Below are 22,691 nucleotides of genomic sequence, written 5' to 3' on the forward strand. Positions count from 1 at the left end.
TTCTCCATAATTGTACGATTTGAATAACCATCTTTCTTCATTTCAATTACTTTCCACTTTGTTTCTTCTGGGTAATGAACTCTTGTCGTCATACGAAAAAACACCTCCATTGAATTTGCATACTTAGTATGCGAATTCAGGAGGTGTTTTTTTCATGTACCACTATTCGGGTTCACTTCTCTATAAGACGAGGTTTTTATTATATATCGAATTTTTATTTCTTTTCAATATTCATCCATATCTTTGTTATAATGGAAAAGTTGTTTCTTTCGACTAATAAACAAGGAGGTTATTATGGAACAATTTTACTACATTTTAAAATATTTAATTCTTGGTCTGTTCCAAGGACTAACAGAACCCATTCCGATTTCTTCAAGTGGTCACCTCGTTTTAGCACAACATTTGCTAGGACTAAAAATAGAAGGGTTTAGCTTCGAACTACTTGTTAATTCAGCTTCATTATTAGCTGTATTACTTATTTATAGAAATGATTTAATTCGTCTAACGAAGAATGGTCTATCTTATATATTTACAAAAGCGGAAGGCGCAAAATCAGATTTCTTCTTTATTATTTACCTTGTTATTGCGACCATTCCAGCAGGTGTTATTGGTGTTTTATTTAAAGATTACATCGACCAGTACTTAAAAGGCGTGAAGATGGTTGGGATTTCCCTTCTTATTACTGCTGTCGGTCTTTGGATTATTAGAAACCTACGTGGACGTAAAAATGATGGTGATCTTTCTATGAAAGATGCAGTTATCATCGGATTAGCACAAGCTTGCGCACTAATTCCTGGAATAAGCCGATCAGGTGCAACAATCGTCGCAGCGATGTTACTTGGTATGAAGCAAGAAACAGCTCTTCGTTTCTCATTCTTACTATATATCCCTGTTAGCTTAGGTGGTTTATTACTAAGTATTACAGACATTGCAAAAGATCCAAATCTAGACACATTATTCGTACCATATGTCGTTGCATTTATCGCAACATTTATCATGACGTATATTTCTTTAAAATGGTTTATGAACATTATGGCAAAAGGAAATTTAAAATATTTCTCTTTCTATTGTATTATCGTAGGTGTACTTACTCTTATTTTCTTATAAAGTTCAACTTACAAATCGAAAAACGAGTCATTCTATTAAATTAGGATGACTCGTTTTTTTATATCTTTATAATGATAAAACCCCTCTTACCTTTCTGTACAGTAAGAGGGGCCCCTTTTATGCGTATACTTTCTTTTCTTGACAATACAAACGAATAACATGTTTATTTTGTTGAAATACATCATGCGTTAGGCGGATAATAATAAAATTTCGTTTTGTTTGATCATCATGAACAAAAATCTGTTCTCCCTCCTGAAAACGCCATGCACTTTCAAAAGTAATAATATGATCCCCACTTACAGAAAAAAGCTCATATCGCATATCTTGTACCCTCTCTCAACTTATAATAATCACAATATCCTTATATTAAATTTAGTATAACTTAATCCCGTTTAAATTTGAAATTTTTTCTATTTCGAAATATTTTAATTTTGTTTTAAGGTTCTTTTAACGTTATAATGATAAACGAAATTTCATTGAAAGGAGCTTCATTTTGACTGCATATTTATTTCCAATAAAAACAGCATTTATTTTATTTCCTATTTTAGCAATGTTTCTATTAATCCCTTTTTTAATATTTAATTATCGTAAATACGGTTATTTGAATAAATGGCGTTCATTTATTTTATATTCATTATTACTTTACTTATTAAATGCCTATTTCCTTGTGATTTTGCCGTTACCACAAACGTATGATACTTGTAGCCTACAACCGGCTAATACGCAACATATGCAACTCTCGCCATTTTATTTCATACAAGAGATTAGTAATCATACCTCGGCGATTTTAACGAAGCCAGCTACCTACTTCTATTTATTAAAGGAATCTGCGTTTTTACAAGTTGCTTTTAACGTTCTACTAACCGTTCCGTTCGGTATGTACTTACGTTATTACTTCCGACGTAGCTTCTTACAAACAGTGTGCATTTCTTTTTGCCTTTCACTGTTCTTTGAGTTAACACAAGTAACTGGATTATATGGTATTTATAATTGTGCCTATCGCTTATTTGATATTGACGATTTGTTTTTAAACACGCTAGGCGGCGTAATTGGTTTTATCATTGCACCAATATTTACGTACTTTCTTCCGAAAACAAGTGAATTAGATATTCATATTGATTTAGAAACGAAACCAGTTGGATTTATTCGTCGTCTCATCGCTATGCAAATTGATTGGATTTTCTTATCTATCGTTGTACCTTTCATTAAAAATAAAGGAAATTCACTATTTATTGCTAACATCCAATCTTATACAAATGTATACGAACTCCTTTTCATTACATGTTCAATCTTAATTTACTTTATTATCATTCCATACTTTACGAATGGAAGAACAATAGGAAAAGCGTTGCTTCGAATTTATATTAAAGGACAAGCTGAGCGTATTACACTAAAAGAATTATTCATTCGTTACGGGATATTCTATTTCATTCTAGGCGGAATCAATTATATTCTTTCGAGTAGCTCTATCTTAAATCATACAGAGCCTTTAGTATTACTAGTTATACTATTATTCCAATTTGTAATTAACGGTCTATTTATTATTCATGTTTTATTGCATGTATTTAGTCGTGATAAATTACTATTTTACGAGCGTATTAGTCAAACAAGAAATGCGATCATACTAAAAAAAGCTGACAAGTAATACTTTGTCAGCTTTTTTTCATAATCGTAAATAATTTTTCTGTGTAAGGGTTTGAAAACATTTCTGCTTCATCTAGTAACTTCCTCGCCTTTAGAAACGAATGCATTTTTGGATATATATTTTGTAATTTTTCGTACGTTAACGTATGCATTTTCCCCCAATGCGGGCGCCCTTCATACTTTAGAAAAATTTTCTCCACCTCACCAAAATAAGCAGCATACTTCATACCTTTATACATATGAACGGCAATATACGCTGAATCCCTTCCGTACGCTGGACTGAGCCATATATCATCACTTTTCACATAACGACATTCAATTGGGAAGTGCACTTTATACTTTTTCTTTTCAATAAGGTTTGAAATTTCTTCTACAACGGCCCGCATATAATTTGAAGGAACACTATACTCCATTTCATAAAATGGAACCGCACGCGACGTAGCAAATACTTCATAACTCGGACCAACTATCTTTGTATTCGGTACAGCTTTAGCCGATAATCGACTTACTCCTTTACTTATAGAAGGAAACCATTTACATCCTTTAGATAACAAAGAGAACATCTTATTTTCAAGCAACTCTACCTTTAGTTTATGCCATTTCAAGTCACTTTTTTTACCCGTTGTTTCATTTGTAAATTTCACTTGTACTTCATCTGAATAAGGAAAAACAAAAAATTCAAAATGGCGATTCTTCTTATATTCTTCTAGCTTGTTCATTACAGTAGATAATGACTGTTTTTCACTTTTATAAACGAGTGAATAGGCTGGAATAACCTTCAATTTTATTTTTACAATGATACCTAACATTCCAAGCGACAACTGAAAGGCTCTCCAATATTCCACATTCTCAGTTTCCGAACAAACTATACTCTCGCCTGTAGATAAAACTGCGGTAATCTCTATAACTTGTGTTGATAAACTTCCAAAGGTAATACCCGTTCCATGAGTCCCTGTACTAATCGCTCCTGCAATCGATTGCAAATCAATATCCCCTAAATTTTCTTGTGCATAACCTTTTTCTTCAAGTAACTTCCCTAAATCATGTAACTTTGTTCCTGCCCATACTTCGGCAACCATCTTCTCTGCATCCATATCCAAAATACCTTTCAATTCATCTAAAGAAACTAAAATTTCTTCCGTTTGCACAAGAGGTGTAAACGAGTGTCCTGAACCGACAACACGAATTTTCTTCCCTTTTTTTCGAGCAAGCCCTACAACTTCTACTACATCTTGTATACTTTCTGGATACATCGTATAATGCGGCGTTCCTTCTACATTCCCTGTCCAATTTCTCCATTTTTGTCCCTTTATAGAAAGCATTGGCCATCCCCCCGATATGTTGAATACTCCCCAACAATCTCTCCTTCTTTCACACGATATAAAAAAGGAAAACGCTCACATAACTCTCCAGCTTTACTATGGCGAAACAAGATAGAATCTCCTATCTCTACTCGTTCCTCACCGTTATAAAAAATCGGTGTTTGCACTTCGCCAGCGCCTTCTAAAGCTAATAATTTCGCACCATTTGGTCTCCAAATCTCAGGTTCTTTATCTTTCCCGATTGCACCTGAGGCAATATATCCACCACCTAAACAAGTGTAAATAAACAGGGCTGGTTTACGCACAACTGGTAAAGCAAATCCGACAGCTGGATGAAATTGCACCTCTTTATAATAATCGAACAGCTTCGGGGCATAAAAAGCAGAACCTATTGTAATCTCTGAAACTGAATTATCTTGCTCAGTTGTTTTTATACTTCCTGTGCCTCCCCCATTTACAAACCTTAGTTCAATACCTAGGTTTTGTATTTCTTTTACGATATGTCCTCTTCTTTCTTTAACTTCTAACACTGACTTCTTCTTTAAATACGAAATTACTTTACTTTTCACTCTTTGATTAGGTATGTGATCTCCTACCCCAGCAATTTGGGCTTCATATCCCATTACACCATCTAGTATTAAACATGATGATTCTTTTACCCTTCTCACTATTTTCAAAGTACTTTGCACATCTTTTACTGGTGATCTTTTGACCCCAAAATGAAATTGAAAAAAATGACTACTCATATCAATATCCAAACAAACACGAAAACACCCTTTAGACTCCTCAGCAATTTTTTCTAGATAAACAATATGGTCTTCACAATCCACCATACAAGTTATAATGAGGCCTTGCTTTGTTAGCAAACTAATTTCATGTAAAGCTCTTTTATCATAAGCAGGATACCCAAGCAATAAATCATTGAATCCTTGTTCAATTAAAAACAAAGCCTCTCTAGGTGAAAAACACATAATACCTTGAAATCGATCATTTGTAGCTAAAATCTTTTGCATAACTGGAACAGAACGTAACGATTTACTCGCTATACGAATCTTCTTATTCCCACTTAATTCTATAATCGATTGAATATTTCTATCTAAAGCCACTTCATCCAAAAATGCACACGGTAATGGAACCTCTTTAAAAATTCCTCGATCCACATTTTTCTCTCCTCTTTTCAATATGTCTTATACATATTGGAAAGAAAGTTGAAATTTCCTCTACAAAATAAAAAAGTTTCTTCCTATTAAGAAGAAACTTTTTTAGGACTATTTCATAGAAATAGTTGCCTCTACTGGATAATGATCAGAGTAATCATTATATGTATATTTTTTAAGCCATGATGTAACAATCCACTGTGGAGATTTCGATTGTAATACTTTATTCTCTATAAATGACGGATTCGCATGGTCTTTACTTGCGATAATATAATCTAAATACTCGGCAGGGCTATCAGGGAAATTATATTTTGCTATACTGTTTGTCGTCGCATCCCAAGTTGCTGTATGTCCTGTATAAGATGGAATAGAAGCGTGCAATGTTTTGAACATGGATGCGTACTCTGAGTCACTATTGTTCTCTGCATTTATTTTATTCACGTTCATATCACCACCAAATAGGACGTACTCGTCATTTGGTATATTCTTATTTTTAATAAAGTCTTGAATTTCTTTTAACTGATTTGTACGTACAGATGCAGGTGAAGTTTTTCCGCACATACTATCTTCAGCCTGCAAATGCGTCCCGATTACATGAACGAAACGATCATTTTTCTTAATTTTCGTGTATACAAATCCTTTATTCGATAAATTATCTGGCCCGCATCCTTTTGCAAATACATATTGAATCTTTTCAACAATCGGCCATTTACTCACGATTGCAACGCCCCCATCTTCAGGAGTTGAAGATGAATAGCTACCTAACGTTTTATCCCATTCATTTCCGTTACTACGACCTAATACCGCTGTTTGATTTGGATATTCTTTCTTCAAATTCCCTAACAAACGATCTGATGCGCTATTATCAAACACTTCATTTAATATAACAACGTCTTGATTCTTTATATAATCTGCCGCCCCAATTAAATCAGCACGCTCACTTTGTCCCCAGTTCGGATATAAATTTGTTGATAGCATGTACACATTATGTGTCATCACTTTCAAAGTATTATTTTGATTTGTAGACGTTTCTGCTTGAGCTGAAGATCCTCCGTATAAAACTCCTAAACCAATCCCAAAGCTAAGTACACCTTTTAGCAATTTTCCTTTCACGTTTCATACCTCCATGTATTAGTTATAAAAAGGCCAAATACTCTATTGTGAGATTTGACCTTTTTTTTAATACTTAACGATCTCCGTACGTATCAAACCAAAGCTGAATGTATCCGGCAGTAACACGTTGTGCATCCATTAATCGCTTACCTGTCATTGGTGTAACTTCAGCGCGCCATTTATCTGCATATTCTTGTGATACAGCTGCTTTTACGAACCAATCTTTCGTATTATCATTTACAATGCCAGCGTAATCTTGTTTCGCTGCTACTGCCGCTCCGTGAATCCACTCTTCTGGATTTGTACCTTTCCAGTTCCAATATCCATTTCCATCCGTTACTTTATAATTATCTTTTATCGTATCTACAAAGTTTTCATATTTAGAATGGAATCCTTGTGGGTACGAAAGATTTGTAAAGTTTGCCGCATGCATCGGTTGGTTTACATCTCCTAAATAATGAAGAGATAATCCTAAATAGAAGAATGCTTGTTTCATATCTTTATTTTTATATGATTCACCAGCTAATTTAAAATATTTAGCGCCAGTTTCTTTTGCCTGCTTTGCAAATGGAATATATGTTTTTCCATTGTCTGGATCATAGAAATGTGAAGCAAATGTGCTATTATCATAATAAGGATTTTCATAATCAGCAGCATAAATACCATTTTCTAATTCCGTACGCCATTCATTTAATTGTGCAACTCGATCTTGTTTTACAAGTGTTGTATTGCGAGACATAATATCAATGGCGCGGTTTACAATCCATAAATGAGAGTTTACGCCTTCTTTATGTTTATCTTCAGCAGACCAGCGATGAACTATTTTTATTTTACTTCCCCCATCGTTTTCATGAGCAAATGCAACACTTTGTAACGGCGCTACTAATGTAATAGCTGCTGCTAAAGCAAGTACTTTCTTTTTCATCTGAAATCCTCCATTTTATAATTGAATTATTGTAAACTTTTTGTTAGGATCCTATGATATCGTCCGGTTAACCTATGACTAGAATATCCCACCTTTCATGAAATTTCTATCAATAAATTAAAATATGCAAATGTTCATATCATTATAACTTTATACATAGTGAATATAATGAATGAATGCACTTATATTGTAATAAAGTATTGTTAAGCTACTACGAATGATTGTCTAAACTAATGTAAAAAAAGAGTAAAGCATCGACATGCTTTACTCTTTTTTTCTATTCGATAATATACTTGGCAGTTGTACATTAACTGCCAACTTATGAATAAATCCAAACACTAATCCAATCCCAATAAAGATATATAAGATTGTAAATACCTTTCCGAAATCAGTTTGCGGACTAAAATTCCCATCACCGACAGTCGTCAACGTGACCACACTAAAATATAAAGCGTCAAGAGGGCGTAATCCTTCAACTGTACTATAAAAAATCGTACCAGATGTTAATGTTAAAAATGTTAATACGAATAATACTTGAAATTCTTTATCTTTCCACGCTCGTAAACAAGCTTTTAGCATTCGTTTCAATGTCAACATAAATGAAAGCATTAGACTTCCCCTTCCAAACAAAATACCTGTAGTTAAAGGAAAGTCTATCACCTTTCTGTATAGAAAAAAAGTAGCCCTCTTCTATTTCTAGAAAAGAGCTACTTTTTACTATTCTCTATTATTTAGGTGAAACAAGAATTTTCACTTGCGTTTTATCTTTTACAAGTGCTTCAAATCCTTCTTCAACAACTTGATCCACTTTGATTTTTTTCGTAATTAATTTCTCTGCTTGAATTTGGCCAGAGCTAATTAATTTAATAACAGCTGGGAAGATATGACGGTATCCAAGAATACCGATAACTTCTTTTTCTTTTAGTACAAGGTTGTTTGGCGTAATTGTCGCATCTTTTTCCCACACACTAACAATTACAGTTTGTCCTTCAAAGCTTGTACTTTCAATCGCTTGACGAAGTACTACTTCGACACCTGTTACTTCAAAGCTCACATTTACACCTAAACCATTTGTTAAGTTACGAATTTCTGCTAGTACATCTTGAGTAGCTGGATTTAATACATAATCCGCACCTGCTAATTTTGCTAACTCTTGACGTTCTTTAGAAAGTTCTACTGCAATCACAGGAGTTGCTCCTGCTGCTTTAGCTGCTTGAATGACAAGAAGTCCAATTGGACCACAACCAAATACTGCTACAGCTTCCCCTTCTTTTAATTTACTTTGACGTACTGCATGAACTGCTACAGCTGCTGGTTCTACAAGTGCACCTTGTTCATACGTCATTTCATCAGGAATATGGTGGACCATATCTTCTGGTACTACTGTATATTCAGAGAAACCGCCGCCGTCTCCGCCAAGACCGTGGAAAACAAGTTGTTCACAAACATTGTAATGTCCATGTTTACAAGCTTCACATTTACCACAAGAATAAATTGGTTCTACAACGACGCGATCTCCCACTTTATGAGAAGTAACGCCTTCACCGATTTCAACTACCTCACCACTAAACTCATGACCTAAAATAACCGGTGCTTTTACGTGTGTTAATGGGTGCTCTTCTGTTGGAATAAAAATAGGTCCTGCTAAATATTCATGCAAGTCTGTTCCGCAGATACCACACCATTTCACTTTAATCTTAACTGCTCCTGGTCTTACAGTTGGTTCTGGTACTTCTTCTACTCGTACATCGCGTTGATTATGCCAAAGTAATGCTTTCATTTTATACATCCCTCTCTACGTATATACTTAACCTGGTGAAGTTTACAAATCTATTATAATACTTCTATCCATATATTTCAAAAAAACAATCTCATTTCCACTAAATTTTAACAAATAACGTTCAATATTTTGTCACTTTGTACTTTTTTCCACATCTGTGAATGCTAATTTCATTGCGGTTGAAATTAGCATTATGCCATAATAGCAGAGGAGAGGTGAATATCGCTTGAAATATTTTATTTACTTTATTGTTATCGTAGCGTTTCTAGATACATTTTCACAATTACCTATTATGAGTACGTTCGCTCAAAGTCTTGGAGGATCTCCTCTTATTATTGGGCTAGTTGTCGGTATGTACTCATTCGCTAATATGATCGGTAATATTATTGCTGGCGCTGCTGTCGATAAATTTGGTGCAAAAAAAATACTTTATATAAGCATGGGACTTACGAGTTTCATAGTCTTGTTATACACCGTTGTTCAAAGTGGTGAACAACTATTAGTTGTGCGCTTTATGCACGGCTTTAGTGACGGATTTTTAATTCCTGCTGCCTTTACGTTTTTATCAAAACAAACAAATTCAGCAAGACAAGGTAAGGCAATGGCTCTATCTGGTGCCGCTGTTGGAACAGCGGCAATTGTAGGACCGGCTTTCAGTGGAATTATGAAAGCAACTGCTGGTATAGAGTGGGTGTTCATTACCATTTCTATTTTAATGGTCCTTGGTACAATCGTATCTCTATTCTTCTTACCAAATAACGTATCAAGAAAAGATACTTCAAGAACACAAATGATGAACAAAGAGGATATGATTGAACTATTGAAATCAGAACCGTTATTGCAAGCATATATTGGTGCTTTCACGCTAATGTTTTCACAAGGAATTGTCACTTATATGCTACCAGTGAAAGTTGAGGCATTAGCACTTAAAGCATCTACAACAGGCATGATGTTAAGTGTATTCGGCATTACCGCTATCCTCTTCTTCTTGCTGCCAACAAACCGTATTTATGATCGATTTAATCGTTCAAAACTCATGCTAATTGGTATTGCAGTAATGGCATTCGCGTTATCTTTACTTGGATTATTCGCAACAAAAGGTATGCTCTTTATCGTTATGATGATTTATGGCATTGGATTCGCTATCCTTTTCCCATCGATAAATGCATTACTTGTTGAAAATACGACAGATGATAAGCGCGGAAAAGCATTCGGATTGTTTTATGCTTTCTTCTCATTAGGAGTTGTTGCTGGATCCTTTACAGTTGGTGCAATCGGGGCATCCCCTAGCGTCAGCTTCGTTATCGGAACTGCATTCTTATTAACATTCGCTGGAATGATTTATGTAAGAAGCAAAATAAAAAGTAAAGAAAAAAGCAAAGTAAAAAAGACAATGATGGGTTAATTCCATCATTGTCTTTCTATGTATAGCCTTTTAATTTATAATTTCAACATATGCTGGATTCGCAGTTATATAATTTCCAGATTTTAATTTATACATTTTCGAACCATTCACAGTTAATGTTTCTACAACAGTAAACACATCTCCCTGTTTCACAGTCCCTGCTTTTGCATTCCAATCAGGTTGGTTATAATAGTATAATTCAGGTGCCTTTACACGAAGTAAGAATGTTTTCTTTTGTAAATTAAATGATTTTACTAATCCATTTACATGTCCTCTTGCAAGCTGCTCTCTGAAATCCGCATTGGCAAGCTTTGCAGCATCCTCAGCTCGATCAATAAATCCATTTTCAGTCAATATTGCAGGCATATTTGTCTCTCTTAACACATGAAAATTACTTGTTTTCATTCCTCGATCAACAAAATCAGTTGTTTTCATAATTTCTTGATGAATCAATTGGTGATACGTTGTAGTAGGAGCACCTACATTCGGATAACTGTAATCCTCATAGCCTGTTCCTCCACCACTATTGATATGCACAGATAAGAAGAAGTTTGCTCCCCACTGATTAGCATCATTCGTTCTTTGTGCTAATGTAGGATACACATCACTTGTACGGCTCATTCTAATCTCGTGACCTGTATACTCAGAATTTAAAATATTACGAATTTGCAAAGCAATATCTAATGTTAAATCCTTCTCTTTCAAACCATTTCCAATAGCACCTGTATCTGTTCCCCCATGCCCTGGATCTAGATAAATTTTAACTGTTTCTGCACTCGCATTTGTACTTGGCACAATAAAAAACATACAAGTTAAACATAATAAAAAGATACTACTTTTCATAACAAACGATACATTTTTCCATGCTTTCAATTACTTTACTCTCCCTTTACTTACAAATTAAAAATTTACTACGTGCTACTTTTCTTTTTCCGAAAGAATATTACATTAAACTACTAAACTATTATCTTATTAATTCCCTATGAATTTTACTTAAAACAAAAACTAAAAGCAATATATAATTTTATTTTTTAAAAATAATTAAATTTCGACACCTTAAATTAGTAAAACCTTGAAAAATATGTATTTACTTTTTTCCAATTAGAACATTTACCATATTAAAATAATTAATTCCCATCCGATATACTGAAAGTTCTTCGAGTCAATTCTCATAAAAAACAAAGAAATCCTTTCGACAATTTCCTCGGAAATACTTCTTTTCCCCACATAATTTGATACACTACACATAGATAAATTAATGCCTTAATGTACAAAGAAAAAGCACATCCTTCGAATGAAGAATGTGCTTTTATTTTATCTCGCTATTTGCGGACAGTAAGAATCCCGCCTCGAAATTCGACGAATACGAGGAAGTGTGTGCTAATAATCATTGGGGATGAACACCTCCGACTGATTAAAGTTCCATTTTATTAACGCTTAATCCAAACAGCACCTGCAGACTTATCATCCGCTTGTCCAACAACTTGGAATTTAAGCCCAAGGTTTGGAACTTTTCTTCCTGCATCTGCAATTTGTTTGTTACTATATACTTTTGAATCATCAAATGTTGTAACACCTTGTAATCCAGAATAGTTAAACTGTCCACGTGTTAATGAATTTGCACTCCATGCTGGTGTTTGATCAAATGAAAATGCAGCATCTGCAATTTGCATACCTGTATTACCGTAAGTTGGTCTTCCGTTTAAATTGCCAACAAATGCCTCTGGATGCGAATCCACAACACCAAGGAATCCTTCACCTGGATGCACCCCAACCCAGTTATCTTTGAAGCTATCATCTGCATACCAAACGACAAGACCTGTATTATATACTGGACCTTTTCCTGCTTTTAATCCATTATCTGATCCCGCATAGTTTCTCCACTCTAAGTAGTAATAATGAGCTTTCTTTTCTGTCCCATCAGAAACAACAAAACCATTTAAATTCATTTTAGCCTGTCCTTCTGTATCATCAGAAAATACAACTTGTCCATCAACAGTTACATTTACATTATCCATCGCGAAACCTTTATATGTTACAGCTGGATCTGTAATATAATCGAATTGCAGTTTCACTTTTTTCCCTTTAAATTGACTTAAATCATATGATTTATCCATCCATTTTCCATCTGTTGTATCTTTATCTTCTTGGACTACTTTTTCTCCAAGTCTATCAATTAACGTTTTCGTTCCATCTTCTGTTACTGCATGCACTTCCACAAAATCGCACTCTGCTTCTAACTCATAATTTGCTTTATAATCGAATTTTGCATTTGTTCCTTTTGTTAAATCAAAGAATGGTGTCTCTAGTGTTGTATGCATATCATCTCCTCTTGTACTATAATATGCATGCTTTCCAAACTCCGGTTTAATCGTTTCAACACTTTTACCTGGTAAGTTAACACGTACAACGCCTGGACGATTGGATTTTGTAACACTTTGATCAATATATGTAGGAACTCCTACTCCACGCTTAATTTTATCGTAATCTACTTCTAAAATTTTTGCCCAGTTGCCACCCATATTCTTTTGTAAGAAGTCTTTATTTTGTGGTGAGAAACTAGTTGGCTCTGTTCCTGCAATTTTCCCTGTCCAACTACCTCCACTCATTAATGACCACGCTTCGACAGGTGAACCAGTTCCAGTATATTTCGTGTCATATTCATCTGGTAAGCCAAGATCATGTCCAAATTCATGCGCAAATACCCCTACTGCTCCATCTTCTGGTTCAATTGTATAATCATGCGCCGCTACTTTTCCACCAAAGTAATCTACCTTTGATTTTGTACCTTCAACCGCTACTGGATCTATTGCTAATTTTGAACGATGTGACCAAATTGCATCATCACCTAATTTACCGCCACCAGCTTCTTGACCAACGCCAGCATGGATTACCATTAAATGATCAATTACACCATCAGGTTCATTTTGATTTCCATCACCATTTGTATCATATCTATCAAATTGATCAAATTGAGATAAATCTAACCCTTTCTCAGCGGCTGCATGTAAAGCTTCTTTCACTAAATCACGTGCGCCTTTTGGTCCTTTATTATCGTGACCACTACTACCATCAGCACCGTAGTCAGACGCTTTTCCTGGAACAGTTAGCCATTCCGTTACATATCCATCTGTCGTATAACTACCGCCAGATTGCTCTTCATAATATTGTTTAAATGTTTTTACTTTCGAACCATCAAATAACGTGTACGGTTCATTACCAAATAACATTTTTTGATAATGCTCTCTACTAAAGTCATTCGAATACATATACCCTGGTGTTTGATCAATATTATTATGTTTATAATCACTAAATTCAACGAGTAGTACTAATACTTTATCAGTTCGAATAGATCCCTTATAAGGCGCTTGCTTTGCTTTAGAAGTTGGGACTTGTCCATTCAATTGCTTTTTATTTGGTTCTGGTTTTTGCTCAGGACTCACATTTTTTTCAGGTTTCTTTACTTTCTCCTTTTCCTCCATTTTCTTCTCTTTTACTTTTTTTACAAAATCAGATGCCTCTTTAGCAGTATCCGCTGGAAGAATTTCTTTATTTGCCTGATCGCCTTGTTTCTTTTCAATATACTTTTCTACAGCTTTTTTCGTTTCTTCTTTAGAAGATGCTGGATTTATTGTTCCTCTTTCCTTCAGCGCTTCCGCTAAACGATCTTCTTGAATTAAATTGTAATCAATTGGTGTTGTAGATACATTGTCTTTCTCTTTTGCTGGCGTTTCTGCGTATGCTAGCGGAGCACTCATTACAGATGTGCATCCGATAATTGCCGCAATTGCTAATGTTGATAACACTTTAAATGGCGCTTTTCTTCTCATTCTATTTCTCTCCTTTTATAAAACTTAAAATTCAGATAAATAAGTGCGTTTAAATCAAAAGCTCTCCTTTCTGCCCTCCCTATATAAAAAGGCATAATTCTATAAACGTTAAACTTTCTGTTATAGAATCATGCCCTCCAGTTTTCTGGTCAGACCCTCTATCTTCTTATATCAAAATATGAAAAATAAAGAGTGATTTGTATATATTAAATAGTTTATATAACAAATTTAAAAGACAATATGCAAAATTGCATGAAAATTCTTTTAAATAAAAAAGAATCCTAGTCAATTAAACTAGGATTCTTGATGTTCTATTATTTCTCTTGTGTTTTTTCCCAATCAGCTAAGAACTTCTCAATTCCTTGATCTGTTAATGGGTGCTTCACTAATGAAGCAATTACGTTTGCTGGGATTGTTGCAATATGTGAACCGTTTAATGCTGCTTCTGTTACGTGAACACTGTGACGTACAGATGCTGCAATGATTTCTGTTTCAATGCCGTGAATTGCAAAGATTTCTGCGATTTGGCGGATTAGGTCCATACCGTTATGACCGATATCGTCTAAGCGACCTAAGAATGGTGAAACGTATGTTGCACCAGCACGAGCTGCAAGTAATGCTTGAACTGCTGAGAATACTAATGTAACGTTTGTACGAATTCCTAAATCAGAGAATGCTTTTACTGCTTTTAAACCTTCCGTTGTCATTGGTACTTTTACAACAACGTTTGGAGCAATCTTCGCTAATTCTTTCCCTTCTTCAATCATTTTATCAGCTTCTAAGCTAATTACTTCTGCGCTTACAGGTCCTTCTATAAAGCTGCAAATTTCACGAATACGCTCATGAAAATCTACGCCTTCTTTTGCTACAAGTGATGGGTTTGTCGTTACTCCAGCTACTACGCCTAATGCATTTGCCTCTTTAATTTCGTTAATGTTTGCTGTATCAATAAAGAATTTCATTTGTTATTCTTCCTTCCTAATTTTCATTTTATATTTATTTGTTTTTCTTAATAAGCTCTAATTCAATCGGAATAGATTTGTCCACTTTTTTACCTTGCGTGATATCTTTTGCTGTTTGCATCGCCTTCTCCCCGATTAATTCCGGTTTTTGAGCAACTGTTGCAGCCATACGCCCATCTTTAACCGCTTTTACAGCATCTTCTGTTGCATCAAACCCAACAACGATTACATCCGTTTTTCCAGCAGACTTCAATGCTTCAAGCGCACCTAATGCCATTTCGTCGTTATGCGCAAACACCGCTTTAATATCACCATTTGCTTGTAAAATGTTTTCCATAACAGATAATCCTTTTGCTCTATCAAAATCAGCCGCTTGTTTGGCAACTACTTTTAAAGATTTATCAGCTACGTTATGGAATCCTTTCCCGCGCTCACGAGCAGCAGAAGAGCCAGGTATTCCTTCTAATTCAGCAACATTTGCTCCCCCGCCAACTAATTCACGAATGTAATCACTAGCCATTTGACCACCTTCAATATTATTAGAAGCAATGTGAGAAACAACTTTACCTGAATTTGCAACACGGTCTACTGTAATAACAGGGACATTCGCTGCATTTGCCGCACTTACTGCTGAAGCAACAGCATCTGAATCGGTTGGATTAATAACAACTACATCGACACCTTTTTGAATTAAATCTTCAACATCATTGGTTTGCTTTGCTGCATCATTTTGTGCATCAACAGCAATCAATTCAATGCCGCTTTCTTTCGCTTTCTTTTCTGCCCCTTTTTTCAAAGTCACAAAAAATGGATTGTTTAAAGTTGAAACAGAGAATCCAACTTTAATAGTTTTATTTCGACCTTTATCGCTAGAATCCTTTGCCCATTCTGGTGGTTCCATTGAACAACCAGCAGTAATGACCATAATACATGCAACGAGTATAAGTAACCATTTCTTCATGAACTGTCCCTCCATTACGCTTCTTTTCGACGATCAATTAATACAGCTAGTAAGATTACAAGTCCTTTTACAACTTGTTGGAAGAAAGAAGATACACCTAATAAATTTAAACCGTTATTTAGTACACCGATAATAAGTACACCGATGAATGTACCAACAATCCAACCTCTTCCCCCAGAAAGACTTGTTCCACCTAATACAACTGCTGCAATTGCATCTAGTTCGTAAGAAGTACCTGCAGTCGGCTGTGCAGAATCTAGTCGTGATGTTAAGACAATACCTGCAAGCGCTGCCAAAATTCCGGAAAGACCGTAAATCATTACTTTAATTCTCGTAACATTAATACCTGATAGCGCTGCTGCTTCTTCATTTCCACCAATTGCAAATGTACGGCGACCAAATGTCGTTTTCTTCAAAATGAAGTACAGTACTGCGAAAGCGACCATCATTGTAACAGCTGGTACCGGAATACCGAGAAAATAACCGCGGCCAAACATTTGGAACATTAAATGATCACCAAGACCAGTGATCGGACGTCCGTCCATATAAACAAGCGTCAACCCGCGAAAAATAGTCATTGTTGCTAAAGTTGCAATAAATGGAGCTACTTTTCCCTTCGCTATGATGATACCGTTTACAATTCCCATTACAAGACCAGCTAATAATCCAACTGCCATCGCAAGGAACGGGTCCATACCACTTGCCATCATTCCAGCAACAAGTGCACTTGATAATGCTAAAATAGAACCTACCGATAAGTCAATACCCCCTGTTAAAATTACAAAGGTCATTCCGAATGCAATAAGCGCATTAATCGATACTTGACGCAGTATATTAAATAAATTTGGAATCTCAATAAATGCTGGATTTAAAGCTGTAATTACGACGATAATTAATACTAAACCGATTAAAGAACCGAGTTGTTGTAATACATTCCCCTTCTTAGCCATCCTTACTCTCCCCCTGTAGCTAGTGCCATAATAGACTCTTGTGATGCCTCACCTTTCTCTAAAATGCCGCCGACCTTTCCTTCATGAATAACAAGAACGCGATCACTCATTCCTAAAACTTCTGGAAGCTCAGATGATACCATAATAACGGCATCGCCTTGCTCAGTAAGCTTATTCATAATAGAGTAAATTTCTTTTTTCGCTCCAACATCTACACCCCTTGTTGGCTCATCTAAAATGAGTAACTGCGGGTGGATACCTAGCCATTTTGCAATAACAACCTTTTGCTGATTTCCACCAGAAAGAGATTTCACCGCTTGCTCTCCACTAGCTGCTTTCACATTAAGAAGTTTCATCATATCCGCTGTAAACTGTTGTTCTAGTTCGTTACTAAGGACACTTCCCTTTGAAAGACTTTCTAAATTCGGTAAAGCTAAATTTTCTCGAATTGAGAAATCTAACACTAATCCTTCAGATTTTCTATCCTCTGTAATGAAAGCTATTCTTTGTCTAATCGCATCTATTGGACTATCAATCTTTACTTCTTGTCCATTTATAAAAATTTGACCAGAATCTAAAGGTTCGTATCCAAATATCGCTTTCATAATATCTGTACGGCCAGCTCCCATCAAGCCAGCAACACCAAGGATCTCACCTTTTCTCACTTGAAACGAAACATTTTCAAACTTCCCTTTTTTCGTTCCGTTACGCATCTCAAAAATGACATCGCCAATTTGACTATTTCGCTCTGGGTAACGTTCACCAATGCTGCGCCCCACCATCATACTCACTACTTCATCAAATGATGTTTCCGGAATAAGTCTCTTTCCTACGTATTCCCCATCACGTAAAATCGTAATGGCATCACATATTGAAAAAATTTCTTCCATTCGGTGTGAGATATAAACGAACGAAACACCTTCTTTACGTAATTTATTAATGACAGTAAACAACGTTTCAATTTCGCGATCTGTTAATGCAGCTGTAGGTTCATCCATAATAATAACGCTCGCGTTTGTCATTAACGCTTTCGCAATTTCAATAATTTGCTGTTGTCCAACCGATAACTCTCCTGCCAACATAGCGCCTTTTACATGTAACCCTAACTCCGCTAGTTGCTGCTGCGTAATCGCGTTCATTTGACGCGTACGCAAAATACCTGTCTTCCCATACATTAACTCTTTACCGAGAAACATATTTTCAGCTACTGTTAAATTCGATAATATGTTCAATTCTTGATGTATAAATGCAATACCGTACTCTTCTGCTTCTTTCGCATTTTTAAAAGTTCGTTCTTGTCCATCAATCGTGATTGTTCCACCATCTTTTTTGTATACACCTGTTAAAATTTTCATGAGCGTTGATTTGCCCGCTCCATTTTCCCCCATCAATGCATGGACTTCCCCTGTTTCAATCATAAACTGTGCATTCTTCAAAACAGGATTACCATTGAACGCCTTTGAAATATTTTTCATTTCAATACGCATTCCCATCACTTCCTTTTATTAAAAAATCACGCCCGCATGTAAAATTACATTGGCATAAGGAGTAGCCTCTCCTGTACGAATAATCGCCTTCGCTTTCTTCGTGTGCTCTTTAAATTGTTCATGCGATACATATTCAAACGCTGGCTCTATTAATTTCAGCTCGATTTCTTTATTTACTTCCGCATTATTGTTAATGACTTCTTCTGCTAACGTTACTTTTTCAATTGCCATATCATCAGCTACCACTTGCAATACGTCTAAAAAGCTAGGTTTTCCAATCTCAACAGCTAAATCAATTCGTTTTACTCCGTCAGGAATTGGTAGCCCACAGTCTGCGATTACAATCGTATCTGTATGTCCAAGTGAAGCAAGGACTGATGCAATCTCACTGTTTAATACACCGTGCTTTTTCATCCGACAATCACCTGCACTTCACGTACTCTATCTCTCGTTGGCATACCGCCCTGTGCTCCAAGTTTCGTTACAGAAAGGCCACCAGCAATATTCGCAAAACGAATTGCTTTTTGAAGTGTTTCTCCTTCAGAAAGCGCAACTGCTAATGCACCATTGAATGTATCACCAGCTCCAGTCGTATCTACTACATCAACAGCAATGCTAGGAACATGTATAATCTCCTTACCATTATGGAAACGAACACCGTTAGAACCTTCTGTCATCAATAGTTTATTTGGATATTTAGCCAGTAAATCTTCAATTGGCGATATGAAATCATCTAATACGATGCGGCACTCATGTTCATTTGGTGTAATATAAGTTGCTTTTTCTAAAATATCTTCTGATAACACTTGTGCTGGCGCTGGATTTAACATAACCGGGATTTTGTGTTCCTCACAAATAGCTAATACGTATTTTACTGTTTCAAGTGGAATCTCTAGTTGAAGAACAACCATATCTGCTTTTATAAGAAGATCTTTTGAACGATCTACAACCGACTCATTGACAAGAGCATTCGCCCCTTGCACAACAACAATACTGTTATCCTCTTCTGCTAAAACGATATGAGCAATTCCTGTCGCCGTATCTGTAACCGGTACCACATAGTCGATAAAAACGCGTTCGTTCTCTAAATTGTTCCTAACTACAGTTCCATAATTATCGTTTCCAACCGCTCCAACCATCGCTACATTTGCGCCTAATCTAGCTGCAGCAACTGCCTGGTTGGCTCCTTTCCCTCCTGGGATTGTATGAAATGCTTCACCAATTACTGTTTCTCCTGCTTTCGGACGTTTTTTTGAAACAGCCACTAAGTCCATTGAAATACTACCTACCACTGCAATATTTGGCATCTGTCTCATCTCCTTACTTCGTTGTATTTCGTTCTATAATTTCAATCGGTAAACGATAGTGTTTCTCTTCTAATACGTTTCCTTCCATCTGCTCTAATAACAGCTCTGTTGCAATTTTCCCCATTTCATAAATTGGCTGTGCAACAGTTGTAATAGATGGATACATCATTTCTGTTAAAGAAATTCCATCGAATCCGATAATTTGTAAATCATCTGGAATAGAAATCCCCTTTTGGAGTGCAGCCTTTACAATACCTATTGCGATTAAATCATTTCCAGCAACAATTCCATCAATATGTGGGTATTCTTCTAATAATTCCACTGCTACACGCTCACTATTAGCTGGATCAAATGTACTCTCTGCAATCATATAAGAAAGATTATTTTGTGTAATAACGTCTACAAAACCTTCAAAACGTTCATTAGCCGTGCTTACGTCACGCGGTCCACGAATATGCGCAATATGTTTACAGCCTTTATCTATTAATAGCTTTGTCGCTGCCTGACTCCCTGCATAGTTATCTGCATATACAGTAGGGATACGCTCATTAAACATACGGTCAATTGCAACAACTGGAACAGACAACTTCATGTAATTAACACTATTTTGTGGATTCGTTGCTACAATAAATCCATCCACATTATTTTGCCTAAGTACATCAATATATTGCTTTTCTTTCTCTAAACTCTCATCAGAGTTACAAAGGACAACTGTGTATCCTTGCTTATGCGCTACATCTTCTACGGCACGTGCAACTTCTGGAAAGAATGGATTCACGATATTTGGAACAACTAAGCCAATTAAACGAGATTTTTTATTATACAATGAACGCGCTACTGTACTAGGTTTATAATCTAGCATCTCAATCGCTCGTTCTACTTTCTTTAATGTATCTTCATGAACATATCCATTTTTATTTAACACTCTGGAAACGGTAGCAACAGATACTCCTGCTAATTTTGCAACGTCTTTAATCGTACTCATTCTCTTCCCTCTCCATTTCATGTAACCGTTTACAGAAAATAATATAACGTATTTCTAGAAATACGTCAATCATTTCTCACGAAAAAGCTTTTAAGGTTATACTCAAAAAAAGCACCGCCATAAGGCGATGCTTTTTCATTACGAATACGATACAGTTTGTTCTTTGTCCTCTGTAGCTGGCTCTTCAGCGCCTTTTTTACGATCTGACAGTTTAATCTTCTGTAAGAAAATCGTAAAGATAGCACCTACTACGATAAATACTAATCCTGTTAGGAATACAGTATGAAGTGAGTCTACTAAAGAGTTTTTCAAGATTGGTACAATGCTGTTAGCGAATGCTTCTGGCATTTGTTTTAATGCCTCTGGACTAAATAGCATCGAATATAAACCTTGTGGGTCTGTATGAATCATATCTTTAAATTTCGTCACCATTTGTCCCGCTTCTTTCGGGAATGTATCTAATACAGGTACTAAATTCTTTGTTAATGTTGTACCTGAAGTGTTATTCATAATTGATCCTAAAATTGTAATACCAAATGTTCCACCGATTTGACGGAAGAACTGACTTGATGATGTTACGACTCCAAGATCTTTTTTCGGGAAACTTTCTTGTAACGCTAATGTTAATGTCGGCATAACAAGACCCATTCCTAAACCGATAATCATCATATAAAAAGTAGCAGTAAGTTTAGTCGTGTGCATATCCATCGTTGTTAATAACCAGAAACCACCAGCCATAATAAGCATCCCTGTAATAATTTGTGGTTTCACACCAACTTTTAATACAAGTTGACCACCGATAATACTCATCACTATCATTGTAATCATCATCGGTGTCATGATTGTTCCTGATTCAGCAGCACTTACTCCTACAATTCCTTGCATGAAGAATGGTACGAACATAATCGCACCGAACATTCCGATACTCATAAAGAAACCAATCGCATTCAGTATTGTAAACGTGCGATTTTTAAAGAAATGCATCGGTAAAATTGGTTCTTCTGCTTTCGTTTCAACGATAACAAAGCTAACAATACCAATTAGAGCTAATGCAAATAAACCGATAATTTGCCAAGAATCCCATGGATAGTCTTTTCCGCCAAATGTTAATGCAAGTAATAAACTTACAACACCGAGAATCATCGTAAAGATTCCAGCAATATCAATTTTGATCGGTCCTGTTTGTTTATGTGACTTTAATCCCATTGCAATAAAGATTGTTGCTAAAATACCAACTGGTAAGTTAATGTAGAATACCCATCTCCAGTTCACTGCGTCTACAATCCAGCCACCCACTTGTGGTCCAATTACAGAAGCAAGACCGTATAACGCACCAAAAATACCTTGCCATTTCGCACGTTCTTTTCCCGTAAACATATCTCCGATAATAATCATAGCCATTGGCATCATAATACCGCCACCAAGACCTTGAATACCACGGAAAATAATTAATTCTGTCATACCATTTGCCATACCACATAACGCTGAACCAACCATAAAGATAACTAGTCCTGTAATATATACGTTACGACGGCCAAGTAAATCCGCTAATTTACCTGCAATTGGTACAACTGTCGTTGATGTTAACATATAAGCTGTTGTTAACCATGTCATTAAGCTTAATCCGCCTAGTTCACCGACGATACGCGGCATTGCTGTACCAACGATTGTTCCATCTAATGCAGCAAATAGCATCGCGATTATTAAACCGATTAACAGCAACTTTCTATTTATGTTTTCTTGTTGCTCCATGTAA

At 35.8% G+C, this 22,691-nt stretch carries 20 protein-coding genes; 3 read left to right on the plus strand and 17 right to left on the minus strand.

Going from position 1 to position 22,691, the window contains the following annotated elements:
• The first annotated feature begins 294 nt into the window (after nt 1-294).
• The gene (locus DN394_RS19365) at nt 295-1,107 is read left to right on the plus strand and encodes an undecaprenyl-diphosphate phosphatase (RefSeq protein ID WP_097994492.1); all 813 of its coding nucleotides are present in this window, start codon (nt 295-297) and stop codon (nt 1,105-1,107) included.
• Nucleotides 1,108-1,224: 117 nt separating this feature from the next.
• Here the strand turns inward: DN394_RS19365 and DN394_RS19370 are convergent, their stop codons facing one another.
• Entirely contained in the window at nt 1,225-1,428 is a 204-nt protein-coding gene (locus DN394_RS19370) for a hypothetical protein (protein ID WP_097917684.1), read from the minus strand.
• A gap of 172 nt (nt 1,429-1,600) precedes the next feature.
• Here DN394_RS19370 and DN394_RS19375 point away from each other — a divergent pair, with 172 nt between their 5' ends.
• Entirely contained in the window at nt 1,601-2,752 is a 1,152-nt protein-coding gene (locus DN394_RS19375) for a VanZ family protein (protein ID WP_000128006.1), read from the plus strand.
• Between the two features lie 7 nt (nt 2,753-2,759).
• Here DN394_RS19375 and DN394_RS19380 read toward each other — a convergent pair whose 3' ends face one another.
• From DN394_RS19380 to bdhA, 6 genes are all read right to left on the minus strand, one after another.
• Nucleotides 2,760-4,073, minus strand: a complete 1,314-nt coding sequence (locus DN394_RS19380) for a D-arabinono-1,4-lactone oxidase (RefSeq protein ID WP_097917685.1) — start codon at nt 4,071-4,073, stop codon at nt 2,760-2,762.
• Nucleotides 4,061-5,233 (minus strand): amino acid deaminase/aldolase, encoded by a 1,173-nt coding sequence (locus tag DN394_RS19385; RefSeq protein WP_046957310.1) that lies wholly within the window; start codon nt 5,231-5,233, stop codon nt 4,061-4,063. The genes DN394_RS19380 and DN394_RS19385 overlap by 13 nt, the downstream gene beginning before the upstream one ends.
• A gap of 108 nt (nt 5,234-5,341) precedes the next feature.
• Nucleotides 5,342-6,343, minus strand: coding sequence for a sphingomyelinase C (sph, locus tag DN394_RS19390; protein ID WP_149294149.1), 1,002 nt, complete (start codon nt 6,341-6,343; stop codon nt 5,342-5,344).
• Between the two features lie 73 nt (nt 6,344-6,416).
• Nucleotides 6,417-7,268, minus strand: coding sequence for a phospholipase CerA (cerA, locus tag DN394_RS19395; protein WP_000731008.1), 852 nt, complete (start codon nt 7,266-7,268; stop codon nt 6,417-6,419).
• Between the two features lie 264 nt (nt 7,269-7,532).
• Nucleotides 7,533-7,877, minus strand: a complete 345-nt coding sequence (locus tag DN394_RS19400; RefSeq protein WP_000948239.1) for a potassium channel family protein — start codon at nt 7,875-7,877, stop codon at nt 7,533-7,535.
• A gap of 118 nt (nt 7,878-7,995) precedes the next feature.
• A complete protein-coding gene (bdhA, locus tag DN394_RS19405) occupies nt 7,996-9,048 on the minus strand; it encodes a (R,R)-butanediol dehydrogenase (protein ID WP_097917687.1) in 1,053 nt (350 codons plus the stop codon).
• Between the two features lie 226 nt (nt 9,049-9,274).
• Here bdhA and DN394_RS19410 point away from each other — a divergent pair, with 226 nt between their 5' ends.
• Complete coding sequence (locus DN394_RS19410) at nt 9,275-10,453, plus strand: MFS transporter (protein ID WP_046957312.1); 1,179 nt, start codon at nt 9,275-9,277, stop codon at nt 10,451-10,453.
• 30 nt (nt 10,454-10,483) lie between these two features.
• On the opposite strand, the gene DN394_RS19415 is transcribed toward DN394_RS19410, so the two are convergent.
• From DN394_RS19415 to DN394_RS19460, 10 genes are all read right to left on the minus strand, one after another.
• Complete coding sequence (locus DN394_RS19415) at nt 10,484-11,260, minus strand: N-acetylmuramoyl-L-alanine amidase (RefSeq protein WP_249264064.1); 777 nt, start codon at nt 11,258-11,260, stop codon at nt 10,484-10,486.
• A gap of 623 nt (nt 11,261-11,883) precedes the next feature.
• Nucleotides 11,884-14,283 carry a M6 family metalloprotease immune inhibitor InhA2 gene (inhA2, locus tag DN394_RS19420; RefSeq protein WP_046953795.1) on the minus strand — a complete coding sequence of 800 codons (2,400 nt, stop codon included), beginning with the start codon at nt 14,281-14,283 and terminating at the stop codon, nt 11,884-11,886.
• A gap of 314 nt (nt 14,284-14,597) precedes the next feature.
• Nucleotides 14,598-15,245 (minus strand): fructose-6-phosphate aldolase, encoded by a 648-nt coding sequence (gene fsa / locus DN394_RS19425; protein ID WP_000667669.1) that lies wholly within the window; start codon nt 15,243-15,245, stop codon nt 14,598-14,600.
• 34 nt (nt 15,246-15,279) lie between these two features.
• On the minus strand, nt 15,280-16,206 hold the full coding sequence (gene rbsB / locus DN394_RS19430) for a ribose ABC transporter substrate-binding protein RbsB (protein ID WP_046957314.1): 927 nt from the start codon (nt 16,204-16,206) through the stop codon (nt 15,280-15,282).
• A 14-nt stretch (nt 16,207-16,220) separates the two neighbouring features.
• Nucleotides 16,221-17,156, minus strand: a complete 936-nt coding sequence (locus tag DN394_RS19435) for an ABC transporter permease subunit (protein ID WP_001074645.1) — start codon at nt 17,154-17,156, stop codon at nt 16,221-16,223.
• Nucleotides 17,157-17,158: 2 nt separating this feature from the next.
• Nucleotides 17,159-18,643 carry a ribose ABC transporter ATP-binding protein RbsA gene (gene rbsA / locus DN394_RS19440; protein ID WP_098110427.1) on the minus strand — a complete coding sequence of 495 codons (1,485 nt, stop codon included), beginning with the start codon at nt 18,641-18,643 and terminating at the stop codon, nt 17,159-17,161.
• An 18-nt stretch (nt 18,644-18,661) separates the two neighbouring features.
• Entirely contained in the window at nt 18,662-19,057 is a 396-nt protein-coding gene (gene rbsD, locus DN394_RS19445) for a D-ribose pyranase (RefSeq protein ID WP_000716160.1), read from the minus strand.
• Nucleotides 19,054-19,950 (minus strand): ribokinase, encoded by an 897-nt coding sequence (gene rbsK, locus DN394_RS19450; RefSeq protein ID WP_097917690.1) that lies wholly within the window; start codon nt 19,948-19,950, stop codon nt 19,054-19,056. The genes rbsD and rbsK overlap by 4 nt, the downstream gene beginning before the upstream one ends.
• Before the next feature lie 13 nt (nt 19,951-19,963).
• Nucleotides 19,964-20,935, minus strand: coding sequence for a ribose operon transcriptional repressor RbsR (rbsR, locus tag DN394_RS19455; protein ID WP_029437473.1), 972 nt, complete (start codon nt 20,933-20,935; stop codon nt 19,964-19,966).
• Between the two features lie 138 nt (nt 20,936-21,073).
• On the minus strand, nt 21,074-22,687 hold the full coding sequence (locus tag DN394_RS19460; RefSeq protein WP_097917691.1) for an MDR family MFS transporter: 1,614 nt from the start codon (nt 22,685-22,687) through the stop codon (nt 21,074-21,076).
• Nucleotides 22,688-22,691: the final 4 nt, after the last annotated feature.

This window comes from Bacillus sp. BB081 (genome assembly GCF_008368895.1).
In the GTDB taxonomy this organism is placed as follows: domain Bacteria; phylum Bacillota; class Bacilli; order Bacillales; family Bacillaceae_G; genus Bacillus_A; species Bacillus_A wiedmannii.

What these genes read in the sequence shown, in the direction of transcription:
- rbsB (WP_046957314.1), bottom strand. Translation starts at nt 16,206, where the DNA reads ATGAAGAAATGGTTACTTATACTCGTTGCATGTATTATGGTCATTACT.
- fsa (WP_000667669.1), bottom strand. Translation starts at nt 15,245, where the DNA reads ATGAAATTCTTTATTGATACAGCAAACATTAACGAAATTAAAGAGGCA.
- cerA (WP_000731008.1), bottom strand. Translation starts at nt 7,268, where the DNA reads ATGAAAAAGAAAGTACTTGCTTTAGCAGCAGCTATTACATTAGTAGCG.
- DN394_RS19415 (WP_249264064.1), bottom strand. Translation starts at nt 11,260, where the DNA reads ATGTTTTTTATTGTGCCAAGTACAAATGCGAGTGCAGAAACAGTTAAA.
- DN394_RS19380 (WP_097917685.1), bottom strand. Translation starts at nt 4,073, where the DNA reads ATGCTTTCTATAAAGGGACAAAAATGGAGAAATTGGACAGGGAATGTA.
- rbsD (WP_000716160.1), bottom strand. Translation starts at nt 19,057, where the DNA reads ATGAAAAAGCACGGTGTATTAAACAGTGAGATTGCATCAGTCCTTGCT.
- DN394_RS19435 (WP_001074645.1), bottom strand. Translation starts at nt 17,156, where the DNA reads ATGGCTAAGAAGGGGAATGTATTACAACAACTCGGTTCTTTAATCGGT.
- bdhA (WP_097917687.1), bottom strand. Translation starts at nt 9,048, where the DNA reads ATGAAAGCATTACTTTGGCATAATCAACGCGATGTACGAGTAGAAGAA.
- DN394_RS19365 (WP_097994492.1), top strand. Translation starts at nt 295, where the DNA reads ATGGAACAATTTTACTACATTTTAAAATATTTAATTCTTGGTCTGTTC.
- inhA2 (WP_046953795.1), bottom strand. Translation starts at nt 14,283, where the DNA reads ATGAGAAGAAAAGCGCCATTTAAAGTGTTATCAACATTAGCAATTGCG.
- rbsA (WP_098110427.1), bottom strand. Translation starts at nt 18,643, where the DNA reads ATGCGTATTGAAATGAAAAATATTTCAAAGGCGTTCAATGGTAATCCT.
- DN394_RS19400 (WP_000948239.1), bottom strand. Translation starts at nt 7,877, where the DNA reads ATGCTTTCATTTATGTTGACATTGAAACGAATGCTAAAAGCTTGTTTA.
- DN394_RS19460 (WP_097917691.1), bottom strand. Translation starts at nt 22,687, where the DNA reads ATGGAGCAACAAGAAAACATAAATAGAAAGTTGCTGTTAATCGGTTTA.
- rbsK (WP_097917690.1), bottom strand. Translation starts at nt 19,950, where the DNA reads ATGCCAAATATTGCAGTGGTAGGTAGTATTTCAATGGACTTAGTGGCT.
- DN394_RS19370 (WP_097917684.1), bottom strand. Translation starts at nt 1,428, where the DNA reads ATGCGATATGAGCTTTTTTCTGTAAGTGGGGATCATATTATTACTTTT.
- rbsR (WP_029437473.1), bottom strand. Translation starts at nt 20,935, where the DNA reads ATGAGTACGATTAAAGACGTTGCAAAATTAGCAGGAGTATCTGTTGCT.